Raw genomic sequence first — 22,658 nt, 5'->3', positions numbered from 1 at the left:
GGAAAGGTGCTGGCACGCACCCAGGGGCCGGTTACCGTGTTGGAACGGCCCGCTCAAAAAAGTGACACCTGGTGAGGCCGTGGCGCTCTATTACAATACTTCTAAGGTTGCGACGCCCCCGACGACCACCGACGAGTTGCTCGCACTGGTGCGCAACGGCAATACGCTGGTACTCAACCAGAGTGCCTACCACAACTTTGGCTGGATGCAGGCGTTTGGCGCTGGTCTGATGGATGCTGATGGCCGTTGTGTTGCCGATACCACCGGTGGCGATGCCTGGCTGGCCTTCCTGCAGGAACTCAAGGCTGAGCCGAATGTGACCTTCTCGACCGATGGCGGTCAGGCCGACTCGCTCTTCAAAGAGGGCCGCGCCGATATGACCATCAATGGCCCGTGGGCCCTCGGTGACTATCGCACGGCCCTTGGTGATGACCTGGCGGTTGCGCCGATGCCTGGGGCCACGAATCCGGCTGGCCCGATGACTGGCGTTGATGGCTTCTATGTCAATATCAACAGCGCCAATATTCCTGGTGCCGTGTCGCTCGCGATGTTCCTGACCAGCGCCGAGTCGATGGATGTCTATGTCAATCAGGCCGGTCACGTGCCCGCCCGTACCGATATTGCCATCCAGAGCCCGCTCGTGCAGGGCTTCGCCGATGCAGCCCAGACCGGTGTGCCTCGCCCGCAGGTGCCTGAACTCTCCAACTTCTGGACGCCCTTTGGTGATGCGATCACCAAGGTGCTCGACGGCGGTGCCGCGCCCGATGCCTCGATTACCGAGGCCTGTGCAACGATGAATGCGGCCAATAACAAGTAGGCTTGTTGCTCACGCTTGCGCCCAGGCTCTGCCTGGGCGCAAGCGTGAGTTGTGTCGTAGGCTAAAGATGTTGGTTTGAAATTGATCAATTCTGGTGAGAGGGCTGTCGCCCTCTCTTGTTTTCCCTCAACGACTGCCACCTATCTGTTGTGTTATCTGAATGGAGGAAGCCGCATGGCTGCGACGAACCCGGAGTTAGCCAGAGCCGGTACCGGGGCACCACGTTCTCCGTTGAGTGAGACCTGGCGTCAGTTGCGGGGGCCGCTGGTCTACTTGCTGCCCGCTGCTCTCGTGATGCTCACGGTAACGTTCTATCCCCTCGTCTTTCAAGTCTGGATGTCCTTTACCGATTATGGTGTGATCCGCGAAGAAGGCAAGCAGACCCTGAATCGTTTTGGTCCCGGTGGGTTGCCCCCGGCCAATTATCGCCCTGCCGAGGGTGTCGGGTTGCAGAATTATACCGATATTCTGACCAACGAACCCGCATTTGTCGCCAGGCTTGGTGGTAACTTTGATTTCTGGCGCATCCTTGGGTTTAACCTCTGGTGGACATTTTCGAATGTTGGCTTCCATGTGTCGCTTGGCATTTTGATTGCTGTGTTGTTGAATGTCGAGGGCTTATGGGGGCGTAAAATCTACCGGGCCATTTTTATTCTCCCCATGGTCTTGCCCAATATCGTCATTGCGACGGTCTGGCGCAATATGTTTGATGATCAGTATGGTGCCATCAACCAGTTGATCAGCATGATTGCCGGCAGTCCGATCCAAATCCGCTGGTTCAATCAAATCGATCCCCCTATTCCCGGTATTCCGCTGCCGCTCAGTTACTATGCGATGCTCATTGCGAATATCTGGCTCGGCTGGCCCTTTATGTCGATTGTTGCCACGGGTGCGCTGCAGTCGATCCCTAAAGAGATGTACGAGGCCGCTTCGATTGATGGCGCAACTGGCCGCCAGCAGTTCTGGAGCATTACGCTGCCGCTGTTGCGACCCGCGATGGTGCCTGCGGCGATGGTTGGCATTGTCATGACCTTCAATCTCTTCCATATCATCTACTTCATGAGTGGCGGTGGCCCGCTCGGGCGTACCGAGATTATGGTGACGCAGGCCTTCCGCCTCGTCAATGTCAATCAGCTCTACGGTGTTGCGGCGGCCTTCTCGGTGTTGATTGCCGCAGTCTTGATCCCGATCTTCTTAATTACGAACCGCATTACGCGGGCCACGGAGACCTACGATGGCTAGTGTTGCAACAACCCCTGCCCGCAGCGGCAGTGCTGTGCGGCAAGGTAGTTCGAAGAGTGGGCGTCAATTGAAGTGGTGGCAGCAGGCGCTCTATCAGGCGCTCTGTCTCTTCATTGGGGCGACGGTGCTCTTTCCGGTGCTCTGGATTGTGAGTATGTCGCTCGATCCGCGCAATATCGCCCGTCCAACCGAGTTGAATTTGATTCCACCTGGGGCTTCGCTTGATGCGTACCGTCAGGTACTTGATCGTCCGACCGGTAATCCTGTTACGTTCGCTGAACTGGCGATGAATAGTCTGCGCCTCGCTGGCGGCGTGGCGCTCTTTGCGCTGCTCATTGGTGTCAGCGCTGCCTATGCCTTCTCGCGCTTTAAGTTTCCTGGGCGCCAGTATGCGATGATTGCCGTGCTTGGCATTACGGTCTTGCCCGCAGTCGCCACCATTGCGCCACTCTTTGCGTTGCTCAATGGGATCAGGATTACCGCAACCCTGCTTTCGATTGCCCTCGCCATTGCTGGGCTACTCGCCGCCGGGTTTGGCCTGTTGATCATTGTGCCGGCCTGGCGGGCTGGGACAGCCGTTGGCAGTACCTATCTGCTTGGGGGCGTTGCGCTGCTCATGGGGCTGATTTTGCTCGTGACCGCAGCGAGTCCCCCGGCCAATGATATCTTTATCCTGCGCAATTCGCTCCTTGGCGTCGGCATTGCGATGATCTCGGGGGCGTTGCCCTTTGCGATCTGGAATCTGAAAGGCTACCTCGATACCATTCCCAAGGAGTTAGAAGAAGCCGCGATTATTGACGGGGCGAGCGCAAATCAGATCTTTTTCCAGATCGTTTTGCCTCTTTCAACCCCCGCACTCGCCGTGACGGGCTTCCTCAGTTTCACTGCGGGCTGGACCGAGTTTTTCCTGTCGTGGCAGTTTTTGACCAATCCTCAGGATTTCACCCTTGCCATGGCGCTCTATAATATGACCGGCCAGTACGCTGGCTCGGTGCCCTGGTCCCGTTTCGCCGCTTTCTCGATCCTGGTCTCGTTGCCTGTGGCAATTGTCTATTTGATGTTGCAGCGCTATATTGTTGGTGGTCTGACCCTCGGTGGGGTAAAGGGGTGATTTTTGGTCTTCACACAGCGGGCGTCTCGCCCGCTGTGTGAAGACCAAGGGCGACGGCTTGGCGGTGCGCGTGCAAAAATGGGTTTGGATGGGCATATTTTTGAAAAGCAATGGGGTTTGAGTGGATGGCGTCTCGGCTGACGTAATCTTTGGGATGATGACGTCTGATGCGCGCTGGTTGAATTATCTCCGCGCGGAACGCTCAGGGGTGAGCCATCGCCATCGTCTTGATCCGCCTGACCCTGAACCTGAATGCCCGGTCGCGATCCGCGTCTCGGTTGGCCCGGCGGTCTTTGCCGACCGGGTTAGCTGTTACTATATGACTGGTGATGGGGAACCCCAGGGCTGCCGAGGGGTGCCTGCTCCTGGTTCGTTGGTGGTGGAGGCCGTGCCACTTGGCAGTGTCTGGGATAGTCTCTTCTGGGGGTATGTCGAAGAATGGTCGGCCCTGCTGCCGCCCCAGGCTGCCGGAACGCTCGTGCGCTATCGGATTGAGGCCTGGTCACAGCGCCATGGAACCAGTTACTGGGCTAGTGAGATTGTTGGGACGGCGCCTCCCAGTGGCGATGATGCCGACGATGGTCAGCCCGGTTACCCCTATGTGCGCTCGCTTGGCTATGATTTTGCCCTGACCTTTTTGCGCCGTCCGCGCACCTTTGCGTACGCCGTCGATCATCATCGCACGCCGCTCTGGTTACGTGATGCCCTGATCTATCATATCTTTGTTGATCGCTTTCACCCTGGAACCGGGCGTGCCTTTGCCCATGCCGATTCGCTGATGGGTTTCTATGGGGGTACCCTTGCCGGCATTATCGAGCAGCTCGACTATATTGCGGGGCTCGGGGTGAATGTGCTCTGGCTGTCGCCTATTTTTCCTTCGCCTTCGCACCACGGCTATGATGCCACGCGCTATGATGATATCGAGCCTCGCCTTGGTGATCTGACGACGTTTCAGTCGCTCGTTGAGGCCGTCCATCAACGTGGCATGCGGGTCTTACTCGATTATACGGTCAATCATATCTCCAGGCAGCATCCGGTGTTTCAAGACGTTCTCCGTGATCCAACCAGCCCGTACCGCGCCTGGTTTCGTTTTACCCACTACCCTGATCGTTATGCCTCCTTCTTTGGGGTCGATGAATTGCCTCAAGTTGATTGCGACCATCCTGCTGCCCGCCAGAGCATGCTCGAAGCAGCATGTTTTTGGCTTGAACAAGGAGTTGATGGCTTCCGTCTTGATTATGCGCCCGGTCCTTCCCATGCGTTCTGGGCTGCGTTTCGGCTTGCAACCAGGGCGGTACGTGCTGATGTGGTGGGCATTGGTGAGGCTATCGAACCTGCTGATACGCTGCAGACCTATCGGGGTCGTTTTGATGGCTGCCTCGATTTTCTGTTGCTCCAGGCCTTGCGACGCTTTTTTATCTTTGGCGAGTTGTCGGTGAGTCAGTTTGCGGCCTTTTTGCAGCACCACTTCGCCGCCTTCCCTGCTGATTTTGTCTTGCCCAGTTTTCTCGATAACCACGATATGAACCGGTTTCTCTGGTCGGTGCGTGGTGATGTGCGCCGTCTGAAACTCGCTGCGCTGTGCCAGTATACTCTGCCCCCTCCTCCGGTGCTCTACTATGGCACTGAGGTTGGTCTGAGTCAGCATCGCGATGTGCGTTACTATGATGGCACCGGCCATCCCGAAGAGTCACGTTTGCCGATGCTCTGGGGTAACATGCAGAACCAGGATCTGTTACACTTCTATCAACGTCTTGGGGCGTTGCGACGGGCAACCGTCGCCGTCTGGCGTGGCAGAAGGCATAGTGTGGTGCTCGATGATCAGCATGGGCATTACGCCTATTGCTGTCAGGCGTCTGATGATGAGCAGTGGCTCGTTGGGTTGAATAATAGTGCTGAGCGTGCGGTGCTTGCCTTGCCACCAGGCTCGTGGGAGCTTCGTCTGGTCACCGAAACCGCCGATTGGCAGGGTGAGCTCCTGGTCTTGCCGCCCTACGGCGGTGCCATCTTGCAGCGTCGACTCTAAGCGAGCGTAGGGCCAACGTTGCAAGATAGGTGGGTCGGGTGGCAAGAATCTCGCGTGTGCTGGTGAAAAGGCTCAGCATAAGCATGGGTTGTGAGGCTGTCAGCCCTACTGGTCGGGGTTTGGGGGCCTGCGGCCTCCAAGAATCTCGCTTATGCTGGCACAAACGGCCAACTTCGCTGGCCGTTTGTGCCAGCATAAGTATGGGTTTTTAGGGCGACAGCCCTAACGTTAATGCGCCCTGGGGCGTTCGCGCCAGGGCAAAGAGGCAAAATCATGACACTTCATTTTCCACAAGGGTTTATCTGGGGCACCGCTACGTCTGCCTACCAGATCGAAGGGGCGGTCAAGGCCGATGGGCGTGGTGAGAGTATCTGGGATCGGTTCAGCCATACACCGGGCAAAACTCGTGATGGTCATACCGGCGATGTGGCTTGTGACCACTATCATCGGTATGAAACTGACGTGGCCTTGATGGCCGAACTTGGCCTGAACGCCTATCGTTTTAGTCTTGCCTGGCCGCGCATTCTGCCCGAGGGCCGTGGCAGGATCAATCAGCCTGGCCTCGATTTCTACCGCCGTCTGGTTGATACGTTGTTGCGCCACGGGATTACGCCCTACGCGACGCTTTATCATTGGGATCTTCCTGTTACGCTTGATGATGCTGGAGGCTGGCCCGCCCGCGCAACCGCCGAGGCGTTTGCTGAGTATGCCGGGGTTGTCGCTGCTGCGCTCGGTGATCAGATCAAACATTGGATTACGATTAACGAGCCCTGGTGCGTCAGCATGCTCAGCCATCAGCTTGGCGAGCACGCCCCCGGGCGCAAGGATTGGCCGGCTGCACTCGCCGCCAGTCACCATACGCTGCTCGCCCATGGCCTCGGTGTCCAGGCGATCCGGGCAGTTTCCTCAGACGCGCAGGTTGGCATTGCGCTCAATTTCACTGCCTCGGTGCCGGCCTCAACGAGCCCCGCTGACCGGGCAGCGGCCCGGGCTTTTGATGGCTACTTCAATCGCTGGTTTGTTGATCCCGTCTGCGGTTTTGGCTATCCCTCAGACATGGTTGCCCTCTATAACGCTGCCGGTCTTTTGCCTGATAACATGGCTTTTGTCCAGCCCGGTGATCTTGACCTGATCGCAACCCCTACCGATTTTCTTGCGGTCAATTATTACACCCGTGAAGTGGTTGCCGCCGGCCCCAACCCACTCCAGCCTGATATCGTGCGCCTCGATGTGCCACGTACCGAGATGGGCTGGGAGATCTATCCCGAGGGTTTGTATCAGTTGCTGATCCGCTTGCATACTCACTATGCCGTGCCTCGCCTACTCATTAGTGAAAATGGGGTGAGCTATCTCGATCCCGTCACGCCTGATGGTACTATTCACGATGAGCGGCGGATCGAGTATCTACGCCTTCACCTTGAAGCCTGCCATCGGGCTATGCAAGCTGGTGCCCCCGTTGAGGGCTATTTCCAGTGGTCCCTCCTCGATAATTTTGAGTGGGGCCATGGCTACCATCAGCGTTTTGGGGTTGTCCATGTTGACTACGAGACGCAAGAGCGGATCCGCAAGGATAGTTTTGGTTGGTATCGCGATGTGATTGCGTGCAATGGACTTGAATAGATGATGCGTTGAGCCCCCAACCTGCGTAGCAGGTTGAGGGCTCAACGCATTGTATCGGTCTCAGGCGCGTTTATGCTTCTTCAGCGCTGACGGGTGGCGCTTCTTCTATGGTCGTTTCCGCTACCGTCGTGACTGCTTCTGGCTTGCTTGGGAGGCCGCTGGTTGCGGCTACCGGGTCGCGCTCGACATTCAGTGCGATCAGCCACGCGCTGATCTGTTCGTGTCGCGCATGCGGATCATCGGCAAGGCGCAATGGACGCCCGCGCGCGTCAATGACGACACCTAACGCACTCCCTGCAATTTCGCCCCCGTCCGAGGCAATCGTTTCGCCTGGTTCAAGGAGCCCGATCCGCACACCAGCCGCAGGGCGGATCGTCAATTGGCCGTAGCGACCCTGCGGCAGTGGGAGGCGTGCAAGCGTGCCATGTTTGACCTCGATGCGTTCCGTTCCGCCTCCAACAACCTTCAGTTCCACCTCGGCAGCTACCGTGTCGCTCGGCCCTTCACCAAGCAGGGTGACCACGCGTGCCAGGGGGACATTGGACAGCAGATCATGATCAACCAGAGTCAACGCTGCCTCAGGGTTGAATTCGGCGATCGCCCCCGCGGTAACTAACAAGCCCAGCGTATCGAGATGAACATCAATGATCGGCTGATCCGAGGTGCCCATTGGCTCCAGCGCATCTAGGATGGTCAAGAGAGCGAGGCCTGGCTGGGGGGCATGGGCAAGAATCCCGCCCCCGGCAATAATCCAGTCGACGGCATCAAGACTGGTCTGCTCGCGCAGCTTGGCAAGTGTCGTACGCAGAGCCTCGCAGGCAATCGCATGGGCCAGGTAGACATCGTCGCGACTCGCGGGCAAGAGATAGGGTCGCAAGGTTCGGTTGAGCAGTTGCTCACTGACGTCGCTTGTCGCAATGGCAAAGGGGAGCCAGCGGGCAAGCGTCGCGACGCCTTGCGTTGCCATCAACTCAGGCAAGCCATAGACGGTTCCGATGGTTCCGAGCACCGTCGGAATAAAGTGTCCGGGTGAGGCATAAAAAGCCGCTGTTGCGGCAGCCCCGGTGTCCAGCGTGAGCACGCTGCGCCCGGTGCGTTCGGCGAGAAAGCGTGTCATGACACCTTGCACCGCGCAGACCGTACGCACAGGCACATCGCTCAGCCGCTGCAGATTCGTCAGCCCGGCGAGCGAAGGCAAGATCTTGCGTTCATAGAGCTTGGCGAGTTCCTGCTGAGTCGGGGCCAGGTCAGCCCGATCAAGGGCGGGGCAGAGATTTGCTACATGCACGACCTCGGCGCGTTCGTGCAAAATCTCGCTCACGGCTTCGCGGGCCGCGCTATTGCCAGCATAAATGACTGGCCGTGCGGTCACCTCGGGTTGATATTGCCCATTCACATCAACGCCGCTTTTTGTTGCGATCAGGCGCACAATATGAGCCAGGCGCGTCACCGCTTCTACCGCCCCACCCTCTAGACCACCGGCAAGCACAATGACCTCCGGTTCGATCTGAAGCAATTGATCGATCTGATCATCGATCCACGAGCGTTGGGTTGGGGCCAATCCACTTTGCCCGCTGCTCGCATCCAGGGTAAGTACCTGAATCACGTTGGTATAGGTGGCGTGACTCGCATGCAACGCATGGTGCGCCGAGACATCGCTGGCAATTGCGGTAATCACCATTCGCATCGCACCAGCGGCACTTGTCACCACAAGCAGATGGGACACGCCGTCGTAGGTACTCTTTTGTGGCATCAGCAACTGATTGTCTTGTACCAGTTGACGCCCGGTCATTTTACCGATCTGTCTGGTTGCTTCGAGCAAGCCATAGAAGACATTGCCAAACGGTGGCTCGGCCGTTGTGTTGGTCTCGGCATGGCCGATCATGCGATAATCGCCTTCGACCTCATCAATCAGCGTCACACGCGTGATCACGCTGCCGATCTCAGCAATAAGCATTGCGCCCGTTATCTCTGCCATACTCTCTCGCTTGTCGCCCCCGCGCAGATGTCTTCGCGCTCGGGATCACACAGAAAACCGCAACTCGTCTACGCCTCTCCCCCTGACCGTTCTAGCCAAGGGGGGCGCGGAGCCAAGTGACAATAAATTCTAGCCGTTCATTCAGGGCCGTGAGGTACGTGAGCAACCCGCCTGCCAGAAAGAAACCAAACGCCACGATCAAGAACCAGCGCCCCAGTTGTGCGCTTCTTTTGACGAATTGGCCCGATCGTGTCGTGGGGGCAAGGGTGAAGTAAAAATAGCTCAGGGTTACCACAACCCCGAGGACAAGCAAGACAGCGCCGAACACTTGCCCTGGATCGCTCCCGGTTGGTCGGATGCTGTCGAGTACCTGTGGTACCAGCGTCCCGACGATGGCCCCGCCAACTGCGAGCGCGGTTCCCACGCCGAAGAGGATCGCGAGCGGAATATTCGCTAGCCACGAAAGTTTCTGCCGTCCAAAGAGGCGAGGCAGCAAGAGCAAGGCAAGGAACCAGGGTACGAGGCGGAGCGTCAGGCCTGATGGATTGTTCAGATCACTGAGGATCGCGAGCGTATTGGGACGCAGGATCTGATGGTAGACCACCACAAACGCGTAGCCCAGCGAAAGCCCTACAAAAAGATATTGCACCATCCGAAAGGCCGGGTTATCGCCAAGCAGGCGACTAAAGACGAGCAACGTCAGGCTCACCGCAATCAACCCGCTGATCAGCGTTACTATGGCGTCACCACTCATGAGTTGTCTCCCTTCGGTCGCCCGGGGCGTGTTCGCAACGAGATGAGGGCCCCACCGGCCAGCAAAACGAGGAACACAACGACCGCAAAAGAGAGTTGCCCAGTTGTTGCTGCGATCGTCGCACTATCGCCATCAGCATCGGTCGCCTGCAAGGCCACCGCACCCTGTTGCCCTGCCAGATGATAGACTGTGGGGAGGCGGAGATAGGGTTGCGCCAACGGTTGGGCCTCGTTGGGAAGCAAGAAGGTGATCGGAACCTCGGGCGCAGCGCGGTGTACCTGCTCCATCCACGCTTGTACATCCTGCGCTTCATCGGCCAGCACCAGGATCATCGCAAGATCATCCAGGGTGCTGATGCGCGGGGTTCCGTCAGGATTATTTGCCACCAGACTCTGCGAGGCATCGTTGCCGTCAAAATCTGACTGCAGTTGCCCTCGAAGATCTTGCGCCAGTTGTCGTAAGGCCAGATCACCTCCAGGGCGATAACCAAGCAATACATAATCACGGCCCCCGAGCGGGATGCCATTCTCGTTATTATAGCCAGCCTCGCGCAATGGCTCGATCAGATCAAACGAGAGTAGCGTTCCCTGCAGGTCAGTGCTGACCAGAATGAGTTTTGTGCGCTTGGCGATCAACCGTTGCATCACGGCTGCTTCGAGTGGTCGCAGTTCGGCACTTCGTTGAGCGGCCCATTCATAGGCTACCAGCACCACATCCTCGTCATCGAGGCCGTCAAGCAGGACGCCAAGTTCGGCCACCTCTGGACTGATTGGCACCTCACTCTGTAGCGGTGTTGTTATACTGGGGAAGATCAGGGCCACAAGCAAGGCAACGACCAGAAGGCTATACAAGATCCGCTCAACGCCAATGCGTTGCCAGCGCGTCGGGGGCAATGATTCCGCAGGGGCCACAGGCTCAGGGTAGGGTGACGCAACAATGCTTGCAAGGAGCGCCATATCGGTGAGTTGCTGCTCGCTGCGCTTGCGCACCATGGCGGGCCTGCGCGACCCTTGCTCTATGATCGGTTCAACAAGATTGACTGAATCACCATCACTATCAACAATCCCGAGTTGCTTCAGCCAGTCGAGTTGCGTCGCAGGTACCGGATCACTCGCTGGCTCCGGACGTTCTGACTCTGATGGGCGGAGCCAGCGGGGCAATTCGGCACCTTCCAAGAAGGTGTCTTCATCGCCACTTTCGCTCTCTGCTGTGCCGAGGTTCGCGAGTGGTTCTGCGCTCGGCGGGCTTTCGGGTTCATTGCCAAGCCCACGTAACCATGGGGCCAGATTCGCATCTTTATCTGAGATAAGACCAGCTTCGTCCTCTTCATCCCGAAGCCACGGTGGCACTTCACTCGACGGCAGCGCACGTTCGCCAGTCGACGTCGGTGTGCTTGTCTCGTCGCGCAACCATGCCGGTGCATCATCAACTGACGCTTTTCCAGGCGCTTCGTCTTTTGTCTGGAGCCACGCGGGGGCCGCGCTATCATCCGGTGTCGCGTCGACGTCTTCGAGCCAGGAGGGCATGCCGCCGGGTGGGGGCGGCGCGGGTTCGGGCGGTTGTTGCCGGGCGGGGGCCGCGCTATCCTCGGGGGCCGCGTCGACGTCTTCGAGCCAGGAGGGCATGCCACCGGGCGGGGGCGCGTCAGCCTCTTGCTGCCAACCTGATGTAGCTTTCTCATCAGATTCATCATCGGCTGAAACGGCTTCACGGAGCCAGGAAGGCACCTCGGCATCAGGCTCAGGCACCTCCCCGCTCGCCTGAAGCGCCTCTTCCCTAAGGCTTGCTTCAACTGGCGCGATCACCTCACGGAGCCAGGTCGGAATATCCGCATCTGTGGGTGGCTTTACCTCGGCGGCTGGTGCCTCTTGCCTGAGCCACGCTGGAATCTCCTCGGAGGCATCATCTGGTTCACTGAGCCAGTCAGGGGTTGCCGCTGCGGGGGTGGCTGGCTCATCTTGCAGCCATGCGAGCACATCATCAGTGTGTGCTGAGTCGGCACGGGTGGTTTCAGCCAGATCTTCACGCAGCCACTCAGGAACCTGATCGTCAGCCGATGATGTTTCAGCCTTACTCAGCCATGCAGGGGCCTCGACCGGGGGAACATCTTCATCACTCAGCCAGGCTTCAACATCTTCGGGAGGCTGGATGGCCTCAGGTTGGCCTGCACCAGCCGATGCATCACCGAGCCATGCCGAAGCTTCGCCTGGCTGTTCAACCTGTGCGACCGAACCGGCTTCCCAATCAGTGTCAGTGGTTTCGTCCACTGGTTTATGCGTCTCGCGGAGCCAGGTTGGCACATCAGAGACCGTCGCCTGGGCATCAGCGTCTGACAGGTTCTCTACATTGACCTCATCGGATTCAGCTCGGGCCTCGGCCTCGCGGAGCCAGGTTGGCACATCACCAGGATCAAGGGAAGAGGCGAGAGGCGTACGCTCCAGATCTTGCAGCCAGTCGGGCATAACCTCGGCTTCAGCGTCAGGCTCATCGTCGGGTGTCTGCTGATCGTTCCTGAGCCAGTCGGGGACAGCAAGATCGGTTGCATGATCATCCACTGCAGGTGCATTCGCCTCATCACCACGCAGCCAGGTTGGCACATCCACTTCTGTCGAAGACTCAACCGACCCCTGGCCGGCCTCATCACCACGCAACCACGTTGGCACATCAAGGTTAGTTGCGCTCTCTTGTGCTGGCTCGGAGATCAGCCAGTCGGGGAGATCGCCGACTTCGGCCTTAGGCGTGGCAGGAGGTGCGGAGGGAGCATCGTCCCGGAGCCAGTCAGGGACATCATCAGTCCCAGTCTGTTCAAAGAGTTCAGCCGAGGAATCGGGCAGGTTTCCTGCATCGGCCTCTTGGAGCCACCCGGGTACCTCATCAACAGGTGTTGCTGGCGTAGAGGGACTCTCCTCGGCAATATCGCGGAGCCATGCTGGAATTTCAGCACTTGCCGCAAGATTAGCTGCCTCAGCACTTGCCTTGCGTTCTGGGCGAGGATCCGACTCAGGCAGTTCAGGTTCTGGTGGGAGCAACCAGTCAGGCAGTGGCTTGCGCGGCGCAGCGCGGGCTACAGGTTGCCCGGATGGAGGGGGAAGCACATCAAGCGATGGCTCTTCAGATCTGAAGTGAGTCGCTTCAAATGACGGGTCACTGACTTCGGCCTCGATAGCTCGGGCGACCTCTTCTTCTGTCAGATCGCGCAACCAATCAGGAATGCCCTCATTGGCGAGCGCATCTTCATCGGTTGGCGGCGCAGCGCTCGTCTCATCAGGTTCAGCCAGATCCTGACCCATACTTACGAGCCACTCAGTTGCGCCTGAGGGCAACTTCACGCCCGATTTCTGGGCCTGAACCTGGTCATCAAAGGGATTTTGATCAGCAGCGACATCAGCGCTCAGGGTTGCTTGAGCGGCTTGAGGATCAGCGAAGTCAGACAGCCAGGCATCAGCTTCTGGTATTGCTGTACGGGTCGTCTCATCTTCGGCCACTTCTGCCTTAAGCTCACGTAACCATGTTGGCATCTGGTCTACTGCAGGCTCTTTGGCAGGGGGAAGCGGGGGTGGAGGTAGCTCCACCTCAGCGGCGGGGTTCGCGGGAAGCGACACATTACGAAGCCATGGGGGCAAATGTTCCATGTCAGCGATCGAGATACGGTGTATCGAAGCCGAGCAGCACGCGCACCCCGGCTACCAATGCACCAAGAGCGGCACCGATGACCAGGCCTCGGGCACCAGCCACGGCCACAACATCATTCAGCCATTGAAGAGTACCGCCAATCATTGGGATTGCTGCGAGCAAGGGCAGTTGCGCCAGCAGCACGAGGGCGGCCACCACAATCATCACGATAGCCTCGCCGCGTCGCTGTTGCACAGAACGTAGGGCGGCACTCAGGCTAAAAAAGGTGAGCAAAGCCAGGAGACTACTCGCAACTGGCTCATAGATCACACGAAAGACCGTCCGAATAGGCACTTCAGCCAGATTTGCGGGAAGCACCAGGCCCCCGCGCCCTGGGAGGGGAAAGAAGATGCCGGCGACCAGCATCACCAGCATCCCTACGATCAACACCAAGCTATAGTGCCAATCGTTGTGCTGCTCGCGCACCCGCCCGACGTGGTGTCCGGCCACACTCACGATCCCGAACAGCAGGGCAACTGCGGTAAGCACGGCTGCCCAGCCAACGAGCAGCGTTGCCAGGGCTGCAAGTGCGCCCTCACCCCCGGCAAAATCCATGAGGACAATCACCCCACAGACTCCGGCGAGCATGACAGCAAACAGGCGTTTCACATCGCGCAGCAATGACATAGTATCTGCTTCAGGGTGATGGTAGCGGAGGCAAATTCAGCACAGGTTGGAGCAAGCTATAGAGCAACCCACCGATCAACACCACGATGGTCACGGTACGCAGACCATCCTGGGTTAGCAGACGTGCCTGGGCGGAACCTTCGGTATCCAGATAGGCTTCAGCGGCAAAAACCTCTTCTCCAATCAACGTAGAAGGCGTTGTCAACAGCATGAGGGGCAGAGCCGACGCACCGGTTGTTCCGACCACCTGGGGCAGATGGCGTTGTGCCCCCTCTTCACCAGCTAGCAAAAACTCTTGTTGAAAGCCACCGACGAGCACGCTGAGTTCAAGCGGTTCACGGGCATAGACAGTTGCGACACCGGTTGCATAAGCAAACTTGTCATTATGCGCGAGCAGTTGCACCGACGATGCGTCATAGGCACGGGCTTGTCCGGCCATCTGATAAGCCTGGCGCACACTACCACGCATGGCACTATGGGCAATCACATCACCCGATGTCACCAGGATGGGGGCACCTTTGAGGGCGGCCTCACTGCTAATGCGCTGAACCACCAGCAACCCGGCGAGCAACTCGGCGGTACGTGCGCGGCTCCCATCGGCTGCCCCGAGCACACTTGCCCCTGGGGAAAGATGCACGGCCCGTCCCGTCTCGGCACCACGCCCGAGCGCAGTGTGCACCGGATCAAGGGCTGGCAGCGGGCGTCGCGGTGGAAGTCGGCCATTCACTGCCCGTGCGTGATGGAGCCAGGTCATTGCCACGACCACCAGCAGGGCGACGAGCAACAAGATTGCTTCAGGGGCAAGGGCCATGGGTTTACTCCAGCCAGACGTTCCCTGGCAATTCTTTACAATGCAAAAGGGTTTCGTCGCTATGAGTGTAACCCAGCGCAAAGCCTTTGTCAATCATCGCGGGCAAGCAGTTGGCGCAGTTCTCCCCACCCATCAGGTTCACCGAGCGCTGTCGCGACCGCTTCGATCCTTGTCCCGCGCACAAACGGCATCCCAAAGCGTACCAGGTTACTGCTCAGCACATCAATCGGGCCAAAAACCTCAAGCATCAGCAGGGTGGGTGTTCGTAAGCCGGCCCGCTCGAGCAGTGCCGCCAGGCTGACCAGTGGCTCCTCAGGGCTTGACATGGAGCGTTCCTTCCACCCGCTGTTTGAGCGCCTCTAGGAACTCATCAGCGAGCCGCTCGAAGCGTCGACGCTGCGTCGTATCGAGCAGGCTTGCAATCAACCCGTGCAAATCAATCGAGTCGACGCGTTCGATCCGATACTGTCCATCCTCAAGCGGCACAATGCGACAGCGGTTGAACCCGGTCAAAGGCGGAAAGCTGATCCGAAAACGTGTTGCCCGGATCAGCGGGGTAAATTCAACCACCTGCATATCTGCATGCACCACCCGTCCACTTAACCGAAAGCGATAGCCTGGCCCTGGCGTGTCCCCTTCTGGTAGATCGACGCGTACATTCTCAAACGAGGGCATCCACGCAGGCCAGTGACCAAAATCATCAAGCACCGCAAAGATCTGTTCGGGTGAAGCTGTGGTAATTGCCGAGGCTGCGATCTCATAACTGATCATAAGCAGACTAATCTTATCTCTTGACCGTTGAACTACGCCATGTGGCCCACCGCCGACGCAGTTGTTCAGCGGGCCAGCGGGTTGGCAGGTAGCCCCCGTGATGGGTCACGACGACGGCCATCACGCCCTGCGGTACCTGTCCATATGCCTGTCGAATACGCCCATCAAGCGCAGGCTGATAGTGCAGCACTGCAACGATCTCGTGGAAGGGCAACACGAGTCCATTGTACCCAAGCCAGAGGGTTTCCACCTTGTTGTATGCCTATTATAGAGCAATCGTAGCTTGTCCTTCATAGTATCATACTTTACCAAGGATGCGTAGCACGAGGGCGCGCTCATCGGCCCCAATGCCCCCTGCCGCCCAGAGGGCTATGCCATAGACGATGGGGGCGCTCAGGGCGGCTACGATGCTGCCCGGCCAGTCACCAATCAGTCGTTGCAGGCTTGCCATGCCAAGCCCCATGATAAGGCAGGCCAGCCCGGGCCGCCAACTCAACCGTAGGACTTCGGGCGGGCATCCTTCGCTGATGAGCAGGGGTTTGAAGATAAGATAGAGCACCACTTCAGAAAGAATGGTGATACCGGCGGCGGCATAGAGGGCCCAGGCAGGCTGGCCGAACCAGATGGTGGCAACAGGGATCGCGACCATGTTGGCCCCCAGATTGAAGATGGCCCCAATGATAAAGGCACGAGTAATGGCCCTCTGGCGGTCGAGGGCAATCAGAGCGTATTGCAATAGTCCATTCGCAAAGGAGAGCGGGAGAAACCAGGCGAGAATTGCGAGGGCGATGACTGCATATTGATAGTCACCAAATTGTGAGCGGGTAAAGAAGCGGACGAGATCATAGGCGAGCAGGGTGATCCCCATTGCCAAGGGAAAGGCCAGGATCAACAGCAGTTGCAAGGTGCGTCGCAGCGCCGAGGCAAACCCGGCGCGATCATCGCCTGAACGCCGCGATAGTAGCGGAAAGACGGCGAAGGTGATCGCGGGCGGCAGGATCATGGCAATGCCCATGATGGTGTAGGTCAGGTTGTATTGCCCAACCAGCGCTTCGGCTTGCCCGCCACTGAAGGCACGTACGATGAAAACGTCAAAACGAAAGAAGACGGCCCCCAGCAGGTTGTTGAGCATCAAGGGCAAGGCTGGCCCGAGCGTCACCCCCATGGCCTGGCGATTCCAGGTGAGTTCGGGGCGGAAGAAGTCACGCCGCTGGAGGACGAAAAAGCAACCTGCCGTGATGCTCGACACGATCACGGCACTCCACGCGAGTCCCAGAATGCCCAGACCAAGCACAATGACGGCAATGCGCCCCAGAAAGCTCAACGCCGCCGTGATTAATTCCATTAAGGCGGGGACTTCCATGCGTTCGTTGGCATGGTAGAGCGCGGTCACGGCCCCGGAATAGGCCCCCGGGACAAGGGTCAGCATCAACACGAAGATCACCGCCGTGCCTTCGCTCGAGAGCGGCTGCCCCAGCAAGGCAAAGCTGCCCACGACCATGATCCCGATGGGCAAGGCGATGAACCCGATCAACAAGAGCCGCAGGGCCAGTGTGACGCCAAAGAGTCGTCTGGCTGCCCCCGGATCGCGGGCGACTTCACGGGTCAAGAGCACACCCAGGCCAAATTCGGTCAGAATGGCGAGGTATTGACTCACCAGCAGCGCGGCAAAGGTGTAGTCGCCAAAACGGGCCACATTCAAGCTGCCCGCCAGGAGAAAGAGCACGATCATATCAAGTGCGCGTACCCCAAGGCGCAAGCCGAAGGTAACGGCACTATTCTTGAAGACCCGGCGCACCGCATTTTCGGGATCGTCACGATACCAGCGACGCCAGAGCATGACGGCTAGTCCAGCCAGCGCAAGAATGCCAAGCAGGGCAATAGTGAGCCAGAGCAAACTCATAGTAGATCAATCAGGGTGGAGCACAATGCGTGCCGTGCGGCCATCACTCATCCACTCGATGCGTCCGTCGGCCCGTGGGTGCTGTACCTGGGGGCTGAAGCGGCGGCGCTCGGCATAGCTCAACAAGACCGGGTCTTCGGTGCTATAGGCACTGCTAAAGGCGATCGCCCGTGGTCGTAGCTGCTGCACCGCACTGGTCTGCAATTCGCGTGCCCACGGATAGATCAAAAGATCAACGGGATCTTTTGCGGCACGTAATGCCGCTTGATCGCCATCACGTCCGCCAGTATGAAAGAGCACGCGAGTCGTCCCATAGGTCACGAGCAGAACAACCCCACCTTCTTTGCCTTCCTGTGCGTCAATAACCACAAAGACAACGTCGTCAAGCGCAAAGCGCTGGCCTGGCCGCAACTTTGCCACCGGCGTTGCCTGGGCACCAAGCTGCCTTTGCCACTCACCAGCATACCCCGTACCCTCAAGCCCTGGTGGGGCGAGGGCATAGCCAATGGCATAGTGGCTCAAGGCGGCAACCTGACCAGGCACGCGCCTGGAATCGGTTCCGGTCAGAATGACAGCCTGCAGATCGCGTTGCCAGAAGGGCATCAAGCGTCCCAGCAAGAGCAAGAGTTGATCGCCTTCGGTTCCCCCATCAATAAGGACAAAACGCCCCGCTGGGGTGCGAAGCAAGGCGGCATCGCCGTTCACGGTCAGCAAGGAAAGGTGCAGATACCCGTCAGGGCGCTGCTGCCAGGCAATGGCGGCAAGCACACCGAGCAACCCGACGATCATCAAGGTAGCGTGAAGAATGCGTTGTGAAAGTTGCATGACAAAGCTCACTGTGGGTCGTTGCAAGCGTTCCTTGTTGTACCGCACAGTGAGCTAGAAAGATACGTGACCAAGGCCTAAATTGCGGCAATAAGTTCGATTTCGACCCGTGCATCACGTGGGAGCCGGGCGACCTGAATAGTCGAACGAGCCGGTGGATGGAGAGGAAAGAACTCGGCATACGCTTCATTCATCGCCTGGAAGTCGTTCATATCAGCCAAAAAAACCGTAACTTTGACCGCACGCTCAAGGCTTGTCTCTGCGGCATGCAGGATGGCCGACAAATTGTCAAAGATCTGCCGCGTCATTGCCCCAATATCACCCTCAACCATTTCCCCGGTGATCGGATTAATGGGCAATTGCCCTGATACAAAAACCATGTTCCCTGCGATTATTCCCTGTGAATACGGACCTATCGCTTTTGGCGCATCAACCGTACTGACCTCAATTCGTTGCAGATGCATTTTCTACCTCCTTGTACAAACGAGCCTTCTCATTATATAGCATGCGCATCAAACGCTATTGCCATTACCGCATGATCACCAGATAGCCGACCATCATCAGTAATTGCCATACCACGGGCATCAACCCACCGAGGATAACCTCGGCTCCTCGCCATGCATAGAGTTGCTCAAAGAGCACTGACGTCAAAAAATAGGACCAGACGATCGCGGCAAGCCATGCGAGCACAGCGACAAGCGGCAAGCCACTGGTCAGGGCGATAACGCCTATCAGCAGAGGTAAGAGGCGGGGGAGTTGGCTAACAGGGTAGAGCACAAACGCTCGGCTTCCCTCCTGACCACCTCCTGTCCGTTGATCGATCAGCATCGACACAACGCTGATCAGCGGCCACTCGAGCACCCCGACAAGCCAGAACCCTGCCATTGCGCCGAGCAAAAACCAGTGAGGAGGGGCATCCTGCAAGAGACTATAGCTTAGCATCAGCACGACCGGCAGCAGGGCAAGCATCAGCATTGGCTGAAGGCCACTCAGCAACGAGCGTCGATCAAGTTGCAGGGTAGCCGGATCATCGCGTACCTCAAGCACCAGTTTTTCCAGGATGTTCTCGCGTTGCAGCGCGAGCCAGAAGAGCAGCGAATGGGCCTCTTGTTGCAAGATAGGGGGGCGATCTAGCTCTTCAAGGCGCGTGATGCGACGCAAAGCGTGTTCCATGAAGGGCTGAAAAGAGATCATCGTGGATTGAATCACGATCCCCGGAGCTCGTGTGCCGTCGTAGAGCAGACTAGTCAGCCGATTCGCCTGGGGCAGTCCTCGTGCTTGCAACAGGACAATCTGGCTCGCTTCAGACAACTCGGTCGCCTTCACCGCGATCATGTCTGTCCAGGGAATGACACGCCAGCGTCGGCCTAGCGCAAGGCGGACGCCGAGACCCTCACTGCGTGACTCAACGGTTGGCACAAGGCTACGCAGCCAGATCAGCAAGGGTAACCCCACAGCCAGGCGCAGATGAGCAGCAATCAACAGCCATCCTGGTGTCGGCAGATCGGGAAATTCGACCAGGCCGGTGAACGGAACCCCTTGGTCGGGATAGGCGGCAAAGAGTGCCGCATAGGGTGTGTTATCCTGGAGCCACTTGAAGGGGATAACCTGACGCACCTCGGGGATGGTGAGGGCGACGAAGCGAACCCAGGCATCGAGATAAGTGAAGAGCAAGGCCGCACTGAACAGGAGAATGACGCCCCCGACGATGATGCGCACGCGTTCCGCATAGCTTGCGGTGACAGGCCCGTTGGTGGCATGAGGCGGCCTGGTATGCAGACCATGCTCATTTTGCCAGAAGGAACGAGGATGCAGGAACAACCGAAAAAAAGTCGAATGATCGTACTCGCGGGTCTGGATTACCTTTGCTCCCTCGATAGCGCGAGCTGTACGTTCACTCTGGCTCAGGATGGTCTTGAGCAAGGGGTCAAAACGATCAATGCCCGAAGCGATATAGAAACCACGCTCAGATCCATAGCCGTAGAGAGCGCTATAGATGCGGTGCCATGGTGTTAAGCGGCGGGGAAAGACCTCAACGAGGACGAGAAACTTCGTCCCCTGGGCATAGGGTGTCACTCTGAGCACCCGCAGATCTTCCCATTTCAGGGGCAACCATGTTCCGGCAAATTCCACCAGCATGCCAACACTGCTGGTGCGGATAGCCGGAAACGCATTGCGCACGAGCAACGTGACAAACATGGTGCTGGCACTGGCGCCCAGTGGGGGCAGCAGCGTAGGAAAAAGGGCGGTCACGCTGGCCGCTTGACCAGACCATGACCCAGTGAACCCCAGCAGCGGCCATGATCGCAGCATCTCGGGCGTGATCCCGTTCAAGATCCACACACCGTGCAGAATTGTCAGCCCAAGCCAGCCGAGACTCATCACAATGAGACCGGCTGAGAACCAGCTAAGGGCTGATGTCGTCAGACGGCTATAACGATGATAACTTTCGACCACCTGCATGCGCTTCTGCTCCGGATCTGGCCTTATGCCTCCAGGTCAAGATCAGGATAGACTTCGTTGCTACGGAGTTCCTGTACACGCAATTCGGCGTGATCGAGGAGTTTCTGGCAAGCGTCAGCGAGGCGTGTCCCCTGTTCATAGAGCATCAAGGCTTCGGCGAGCGGCAGATCGCCCTGTTCAAGACGGTTCACGACCGCTTGTAGTTGCCCATAGAGCGCTTCGTACGTCTCGACATCAGATGTGTTGCTCATTCGGATTCCTCTTCTGCTAAGGGGAGCGTGACCGCTGCGAGCGTGCCATCGCGGAGATCAATCTGCAGTGGTGTCCCAGCCTGAATGCCTGTGGTCGAACCGAGCACGTGCCCTGTCGTTGCGTGGCGTACCACGGCATAGCCCCGTTGCAGGGTCGCCTGTGGACTCAGCGTGGCAAGGCGGGCCACCAGGCCTTGCAGGGCAAGTTGGCGCATCGCGGTTGTCCGGTCAACGGCTCGATCAAGGCGTCGTCCCAGGTCATCAACCTGTTGGCGATCACGGGCCAGGCGTCGGAGGGGCGTATGGCGTTCAATTGTCGAATGTGCGTTTGCCAGGTCAGCCTGCATGCGGTTGAGCAGGGCGTCAACACTCTGATCGAGGCGCATCCGGCTTTGCCATACCAGCGCCGAAAGATCGTCGCGTTCGGGAACCGCCAGTTCTGCGGCCGCCGAGGGGGTGGGTGCCCGCAGGTCGGCCACATAATCAACCATCGTCGTATCGGTCTCGTGCCCAACTCCGGTGATCAGCGGCACCGGACTGGCAAAGACTGCGCGCGCAACCGCCTCATCATTAAAAGCCCAGAGATCTTCGAGCGAGCCACCGCCGCGAGCAAGGATAACGAGATCGACCCCGGCTGCATAGACAGTGGTGAGGGCGGCCACAATGCTTGCGGGGGCACGTTCACCCTGGACGAGGCATGGCACCACTAGCACCTCGCTGAGGGGGCAACGGCGAGCGAGGATGGTGAGCATATCTTGCAGTGCAGCGCCACCGGGTGCGGTTACCAACCCGATCCGTCGTGGCAACATTGGCAGAGGCCGTTTACGTTCAACGGCAAAGAGTCCTTCGGTCTCGAGGCGGGCGCGCAAGGCTTCGAAGCGGGCATAGAGCAAGCCGACCCCGGCGGGCACCAAGGTGTCGACATAGAGTTGCAGATCGCCACGAGGTGCATAGAGCGAAAGATAGCCGTGAGCCAAGACAAGATCGCCCATGCGGGGCAACTGACTCAGGCGCACGGCATTGCTGCGCCACATCACAGCGCGCACCAGGCCACCCTCGTCTTTGAGGCTAAAATAACAATGGCCTGAGGCTGCATGGCGCTTGAACTCGGCGATCTCACCCTGCACCCAGAGATCGCCCAGGAGCGGATGTGACTCTAACAACTCGCGGAGGTATGTCGTCACCGCCGAGACTGAAAGCGCCTGATGCATGGTTTCCTGCAACGACGTTACAGTGGCTCGATGATCATCAGCGCCTGCCCATACTCGACAGGTTGCCCATTCTTGACCAGAATGCGGGCAACTCGTCCGGCAATATCGCTTTCGATCTCATTCATCATCTTCATCGCTTCAATGATCCCGATGGGATCGCCGGCCCGCAATTCATCGCCTTCCTGGACGAAGGCCGCATCTTTGGGTGAAGGGGATGCATAGAACGTGCCGACCATCGGAGCCGTGATGGTGTGCCCGGCGGGCATTTCGGTGGGCTGCGGCTCTTCTGGTGTAAATGCCGACGGCATTGGCATGGCCGGGATCGGTCCAGGCATATAGGACGGCTGAATCATTGGTGCCATCGTCATTGGCTGTGCTGTCGTAATGACCGTGCCACGTTTGATATGCAGCTTGATTTCGCCACGTTCGATAAGAATCTCGGTGACGTCGCTCTTGTCAATCATGCTCAATAATTCGCGTACGGCACTCAACCCGTAGAGATCGGTTTCCGCTGTGGCGGTCTCGATTGGTACGTCACTCATAACTTGCCCAGAGCCTCCATGTGATAGGATCTAG

20 protein-coding genes are annotated in these 22,658 nt (G+C 58.3%); 5 read left to right on the top strand and 15 right to left on the bottom strand.

Annotated features, from left to right (window positions below):
- The 5 genes from EKD05_RS09855 to EKD05_RS09835 form a co-directional block, all read left to right on the top strand.
- The coding region (locus EKD05_RS09855; protein ID WP_129672265.1) for an extracellular solute-binding protein at nt 1–817 on the top strand (817 nt) is incomplete at its 5' end.
- Nucleotides 818–991: 174 nt separating this feature from the next.
- The gene (locus tag EKD05_RS09850) at nt 992–2,059 is read left to right on the top strand and encodes a carbohydrate ABC transporter permease (RefSeq protein ID WP_129672264.1); all 1,068 of its coding nucleotides are present in this window, start codon (nt 992–994) and stop codon (nt 2,057–2,059) included.
- Nucleotides 2,052–3,170, top strand: coding sequence for a sugar ABC transporter permease (locus EKD05_RS09845; RefSeq protein ID WP_129672263.1), 1,119 nt, complete (start codon nt 2,052–2,054; stop codon nt 3,168–3,170). The genes EKD05_RS09850 and EKD05_RS09845 overlap by 8 nt, the downstream gene beginning before the upstream one ends.
- 154 nt (nt 3,171–3,324) lie before the next feature.
- A complete protein-coding gene (locus EKD05_RS09840; protein ID WP_129672262.1) occupies nt 3,325–5,196 on the top strand; it encodes an alpha-amylase family glycosyl hydrolase in 1,872 nt (623 codons plus the stop codon).
- Between the two features lie 273 nt (nt 5,197–5,469).
- Complete coding sequence (locus EKD05_RS09835) at nt 5,470–6,816, top strand: GH1 family beta-glucosidase (RefSeq protein WP_205703910.1); 1,347 nt, start codon at nt 5,470–5,472, stop codon at nt 6,814–6,816.
- Between the two features lie 70 nt (nt 6,817–6,886).
- Here EKD05_RS09835 and EKD05_RS09830 read toward each other — a convergent pair whose 3' ends face one another.
- The 15 genes from EKD05_RS09830 to accB all read right to left on the bottom strand — a co-directional run bounded on the left by EKD05_RS09830 (nt 6,887) and on the right by accB (nt 22,624).
- Nucleotides 6,887–8,794: a glutamate mutase L gene (locus EKD05_RS09830; RefSeq protein ID WP_129672261.1), complete on the bottom strand. Its 1,908-nt coding sequence runs from the start codon at nt 8,792–8,794 to the stop codon at nt 6,887–6,889.
- A 91-nt stretch (nt 8,795–8,885) separates the two neighbouring features.
- Complete coding sequence (locus EKD05_RS09825; RefSeq protein WP_129672260.1) at nt 8,886–9,548, bottom strand: hypothetical protein; 663 nt, start codon at nt 9,546–9,548, stop codon at nt 8,886–8,888.
- Entirely contained in the window at nt 9,545–13,066 is a 3,522-nt protein-coding gene (locus EKD05_RS09820) for a hypothetical protein (RefSeq protein WP_129672259.1), read from the bottom strand. Before EKD05_RS09820 ends, EKD05_RS09825 begins: the two co-directional genes overlap by 4 nt.
- Nucleotides 13,067–13,181: 115 nt before the next feature.
- Entirely contained in the window at nt 13,182–13,847 is a 666-nt protein-coding gene (locus EKD05_RS09815; RefSeq protein ID WP_129672258.1) for a hypothetical protein, read from the bottom strand.
- Between the two features lie 10 nt (nt 13,848–13,857).
- The gene (locus EKD05_RS09810) at nt 13,858–14,658 is read right to left on the bottom strand and encodes a DUF6754 domain-containing protein (RefSeq protein ID WP_129672257.1); all 801 of its coding nucleotides are present in this window, start codon (nt 14,656–14,658) and stop codon (nt 13,858–13,860) included.
- Between the two features lie 89 nt (nt 14,659–14,747).
- Nucleotides 14,748–14,984 carry a hypothetical protein gene (locus tag EKD05_RS09805; protein WP_129672256.1) on the bottom strand — a complete coding sequence of 79 codons (237 nt, stop codon included), beginning with the start codon at nt 14,982–14,984 and terminating at the stop codon, nt 14,748–14,750.
- The gene (locus tag EKD05_RS09800; protein WP_129672255.1) at nt 14,971–15,429 is read right to left on the bottom strand and encodes an SRPBCC family protein; all 459 of its coding nucleotides are present in this window, start codon (nt 15,427–15,429) and stop codon (nt 14,971–14,973) included. The genes EKD05_RS09805 and EKD05_RS09800 overlap by 14 nt, the downstream gene beginning before the upstream one ends.
- Before the next feature lie 13 nt (nt 15,430–15,442).
- Entirely contained in the window at nt 15,443–15,679 is a 237-nt protein-coding gene (locus tag EKD05_RS09795) for a hypothetical protein (RefSeq protein ID WP_129672254.1), read from the bottom strand.
- Nucleotides 15,680–15,727: 48 nt separating this feature from the next.
- Nucleotides 15,728–17,332, bottom strand: a complete 1,605-nt coding sequence (locus tag EKD05_RS09790) for an oligosaccharide flippase family protein (protein WP_129672253.1) — start codon at nt 17,330–17,332, stop codon at nt 15,728–15,730.
- A 6-nt stretch (nt 17,333–17,338) separates the two neighbouring features.
- Nucleotides 17,339–18,157, bottom strand: a complete 819-nt coding sequence (locus EKD05_RS09785; protein WP_129672252.1) for a hypothetical protein — start codon at nt 18,155–18,157, stop codon at nt 17,339–17,341.
- Nucleotides 18,158–18,234: 77 nt separating this feature from the next.
- A complete protein-coding gene (locus tag EKD05_RS09780; protein ID WP_129672251.1) occupies nt 18,235–18,621 on the bottom strand; it encodes a RidA family protein in 387 nt (128 codons plus the stop codon).
- A 64-nt stretch (nt 18,622–18,685) separates the two neighbouring features.
- On the bottom strand, nt 18,686–20,620 hold the full coding sequence (locus EKD05_RS09775; protein WP_129672250.1) for a hypothetical protein: 1,935 nt from the start codon (nt 20,618–20,620) through the stop codon (nt 18,686–18,688).
- Nucleotides 20,621–20,643: 23 nt separating this feature from the next.
- Nucleotides 20,644–20,871, bottom strand: coding sequence for an exodeoxyribonuclease VII small subunit (gene xseB, locus EKD05_RS09770; protein WP_129672249.1), 228 nt, complete (start codon nt 20,869–20,871; stop codon nt 20,644–20,646).
- Nucleotides 20,868–22,082 (bottom strand): exodeoxyribonuclease VII large subunit, encoded by a 1,215-nt coding sequence (xseA, locus tag EKD05_RS09765; protein WP_129672248.1) that lies wholly within the window; start codon nt 22,080–22,082, stop codon nt 20,868–20,870. Before xseA ends, xseB begins: the two co-directional genes overlap by 4 nt.
- 17 nt (nt 22,083–22,099) lie before the next feature.
- Nucleotides 22,100–22,624, bottom strand: a complete 525-nt coding sequence (gene accB, locus EKD05_RS09760; RefSeq protein ID WP_129672247.1) for an acetyl-CoA carboxylase biotin carboxyl carrier protein — start codon at nt 22,622–22,624, stop codon at nt 22,100–22,102.
- Between the last annotated feature and the right edge of the window lie 34 nt (nt 22,625–22,658).

Source organism: Candidatus Chloroploca sp. Khr17, from assembly GCF_004138165.1.
GTDB lineage: Bacteria > Chloroflexota > Chloroflexia > Chloroflexales > Chloroflexaceae > Chloroploca.
The sequence above is the reverse complement of the archived record's forward strand: the minus strand, read 5'-3'. Positions and strand labels throughout refer to the sequence as shown.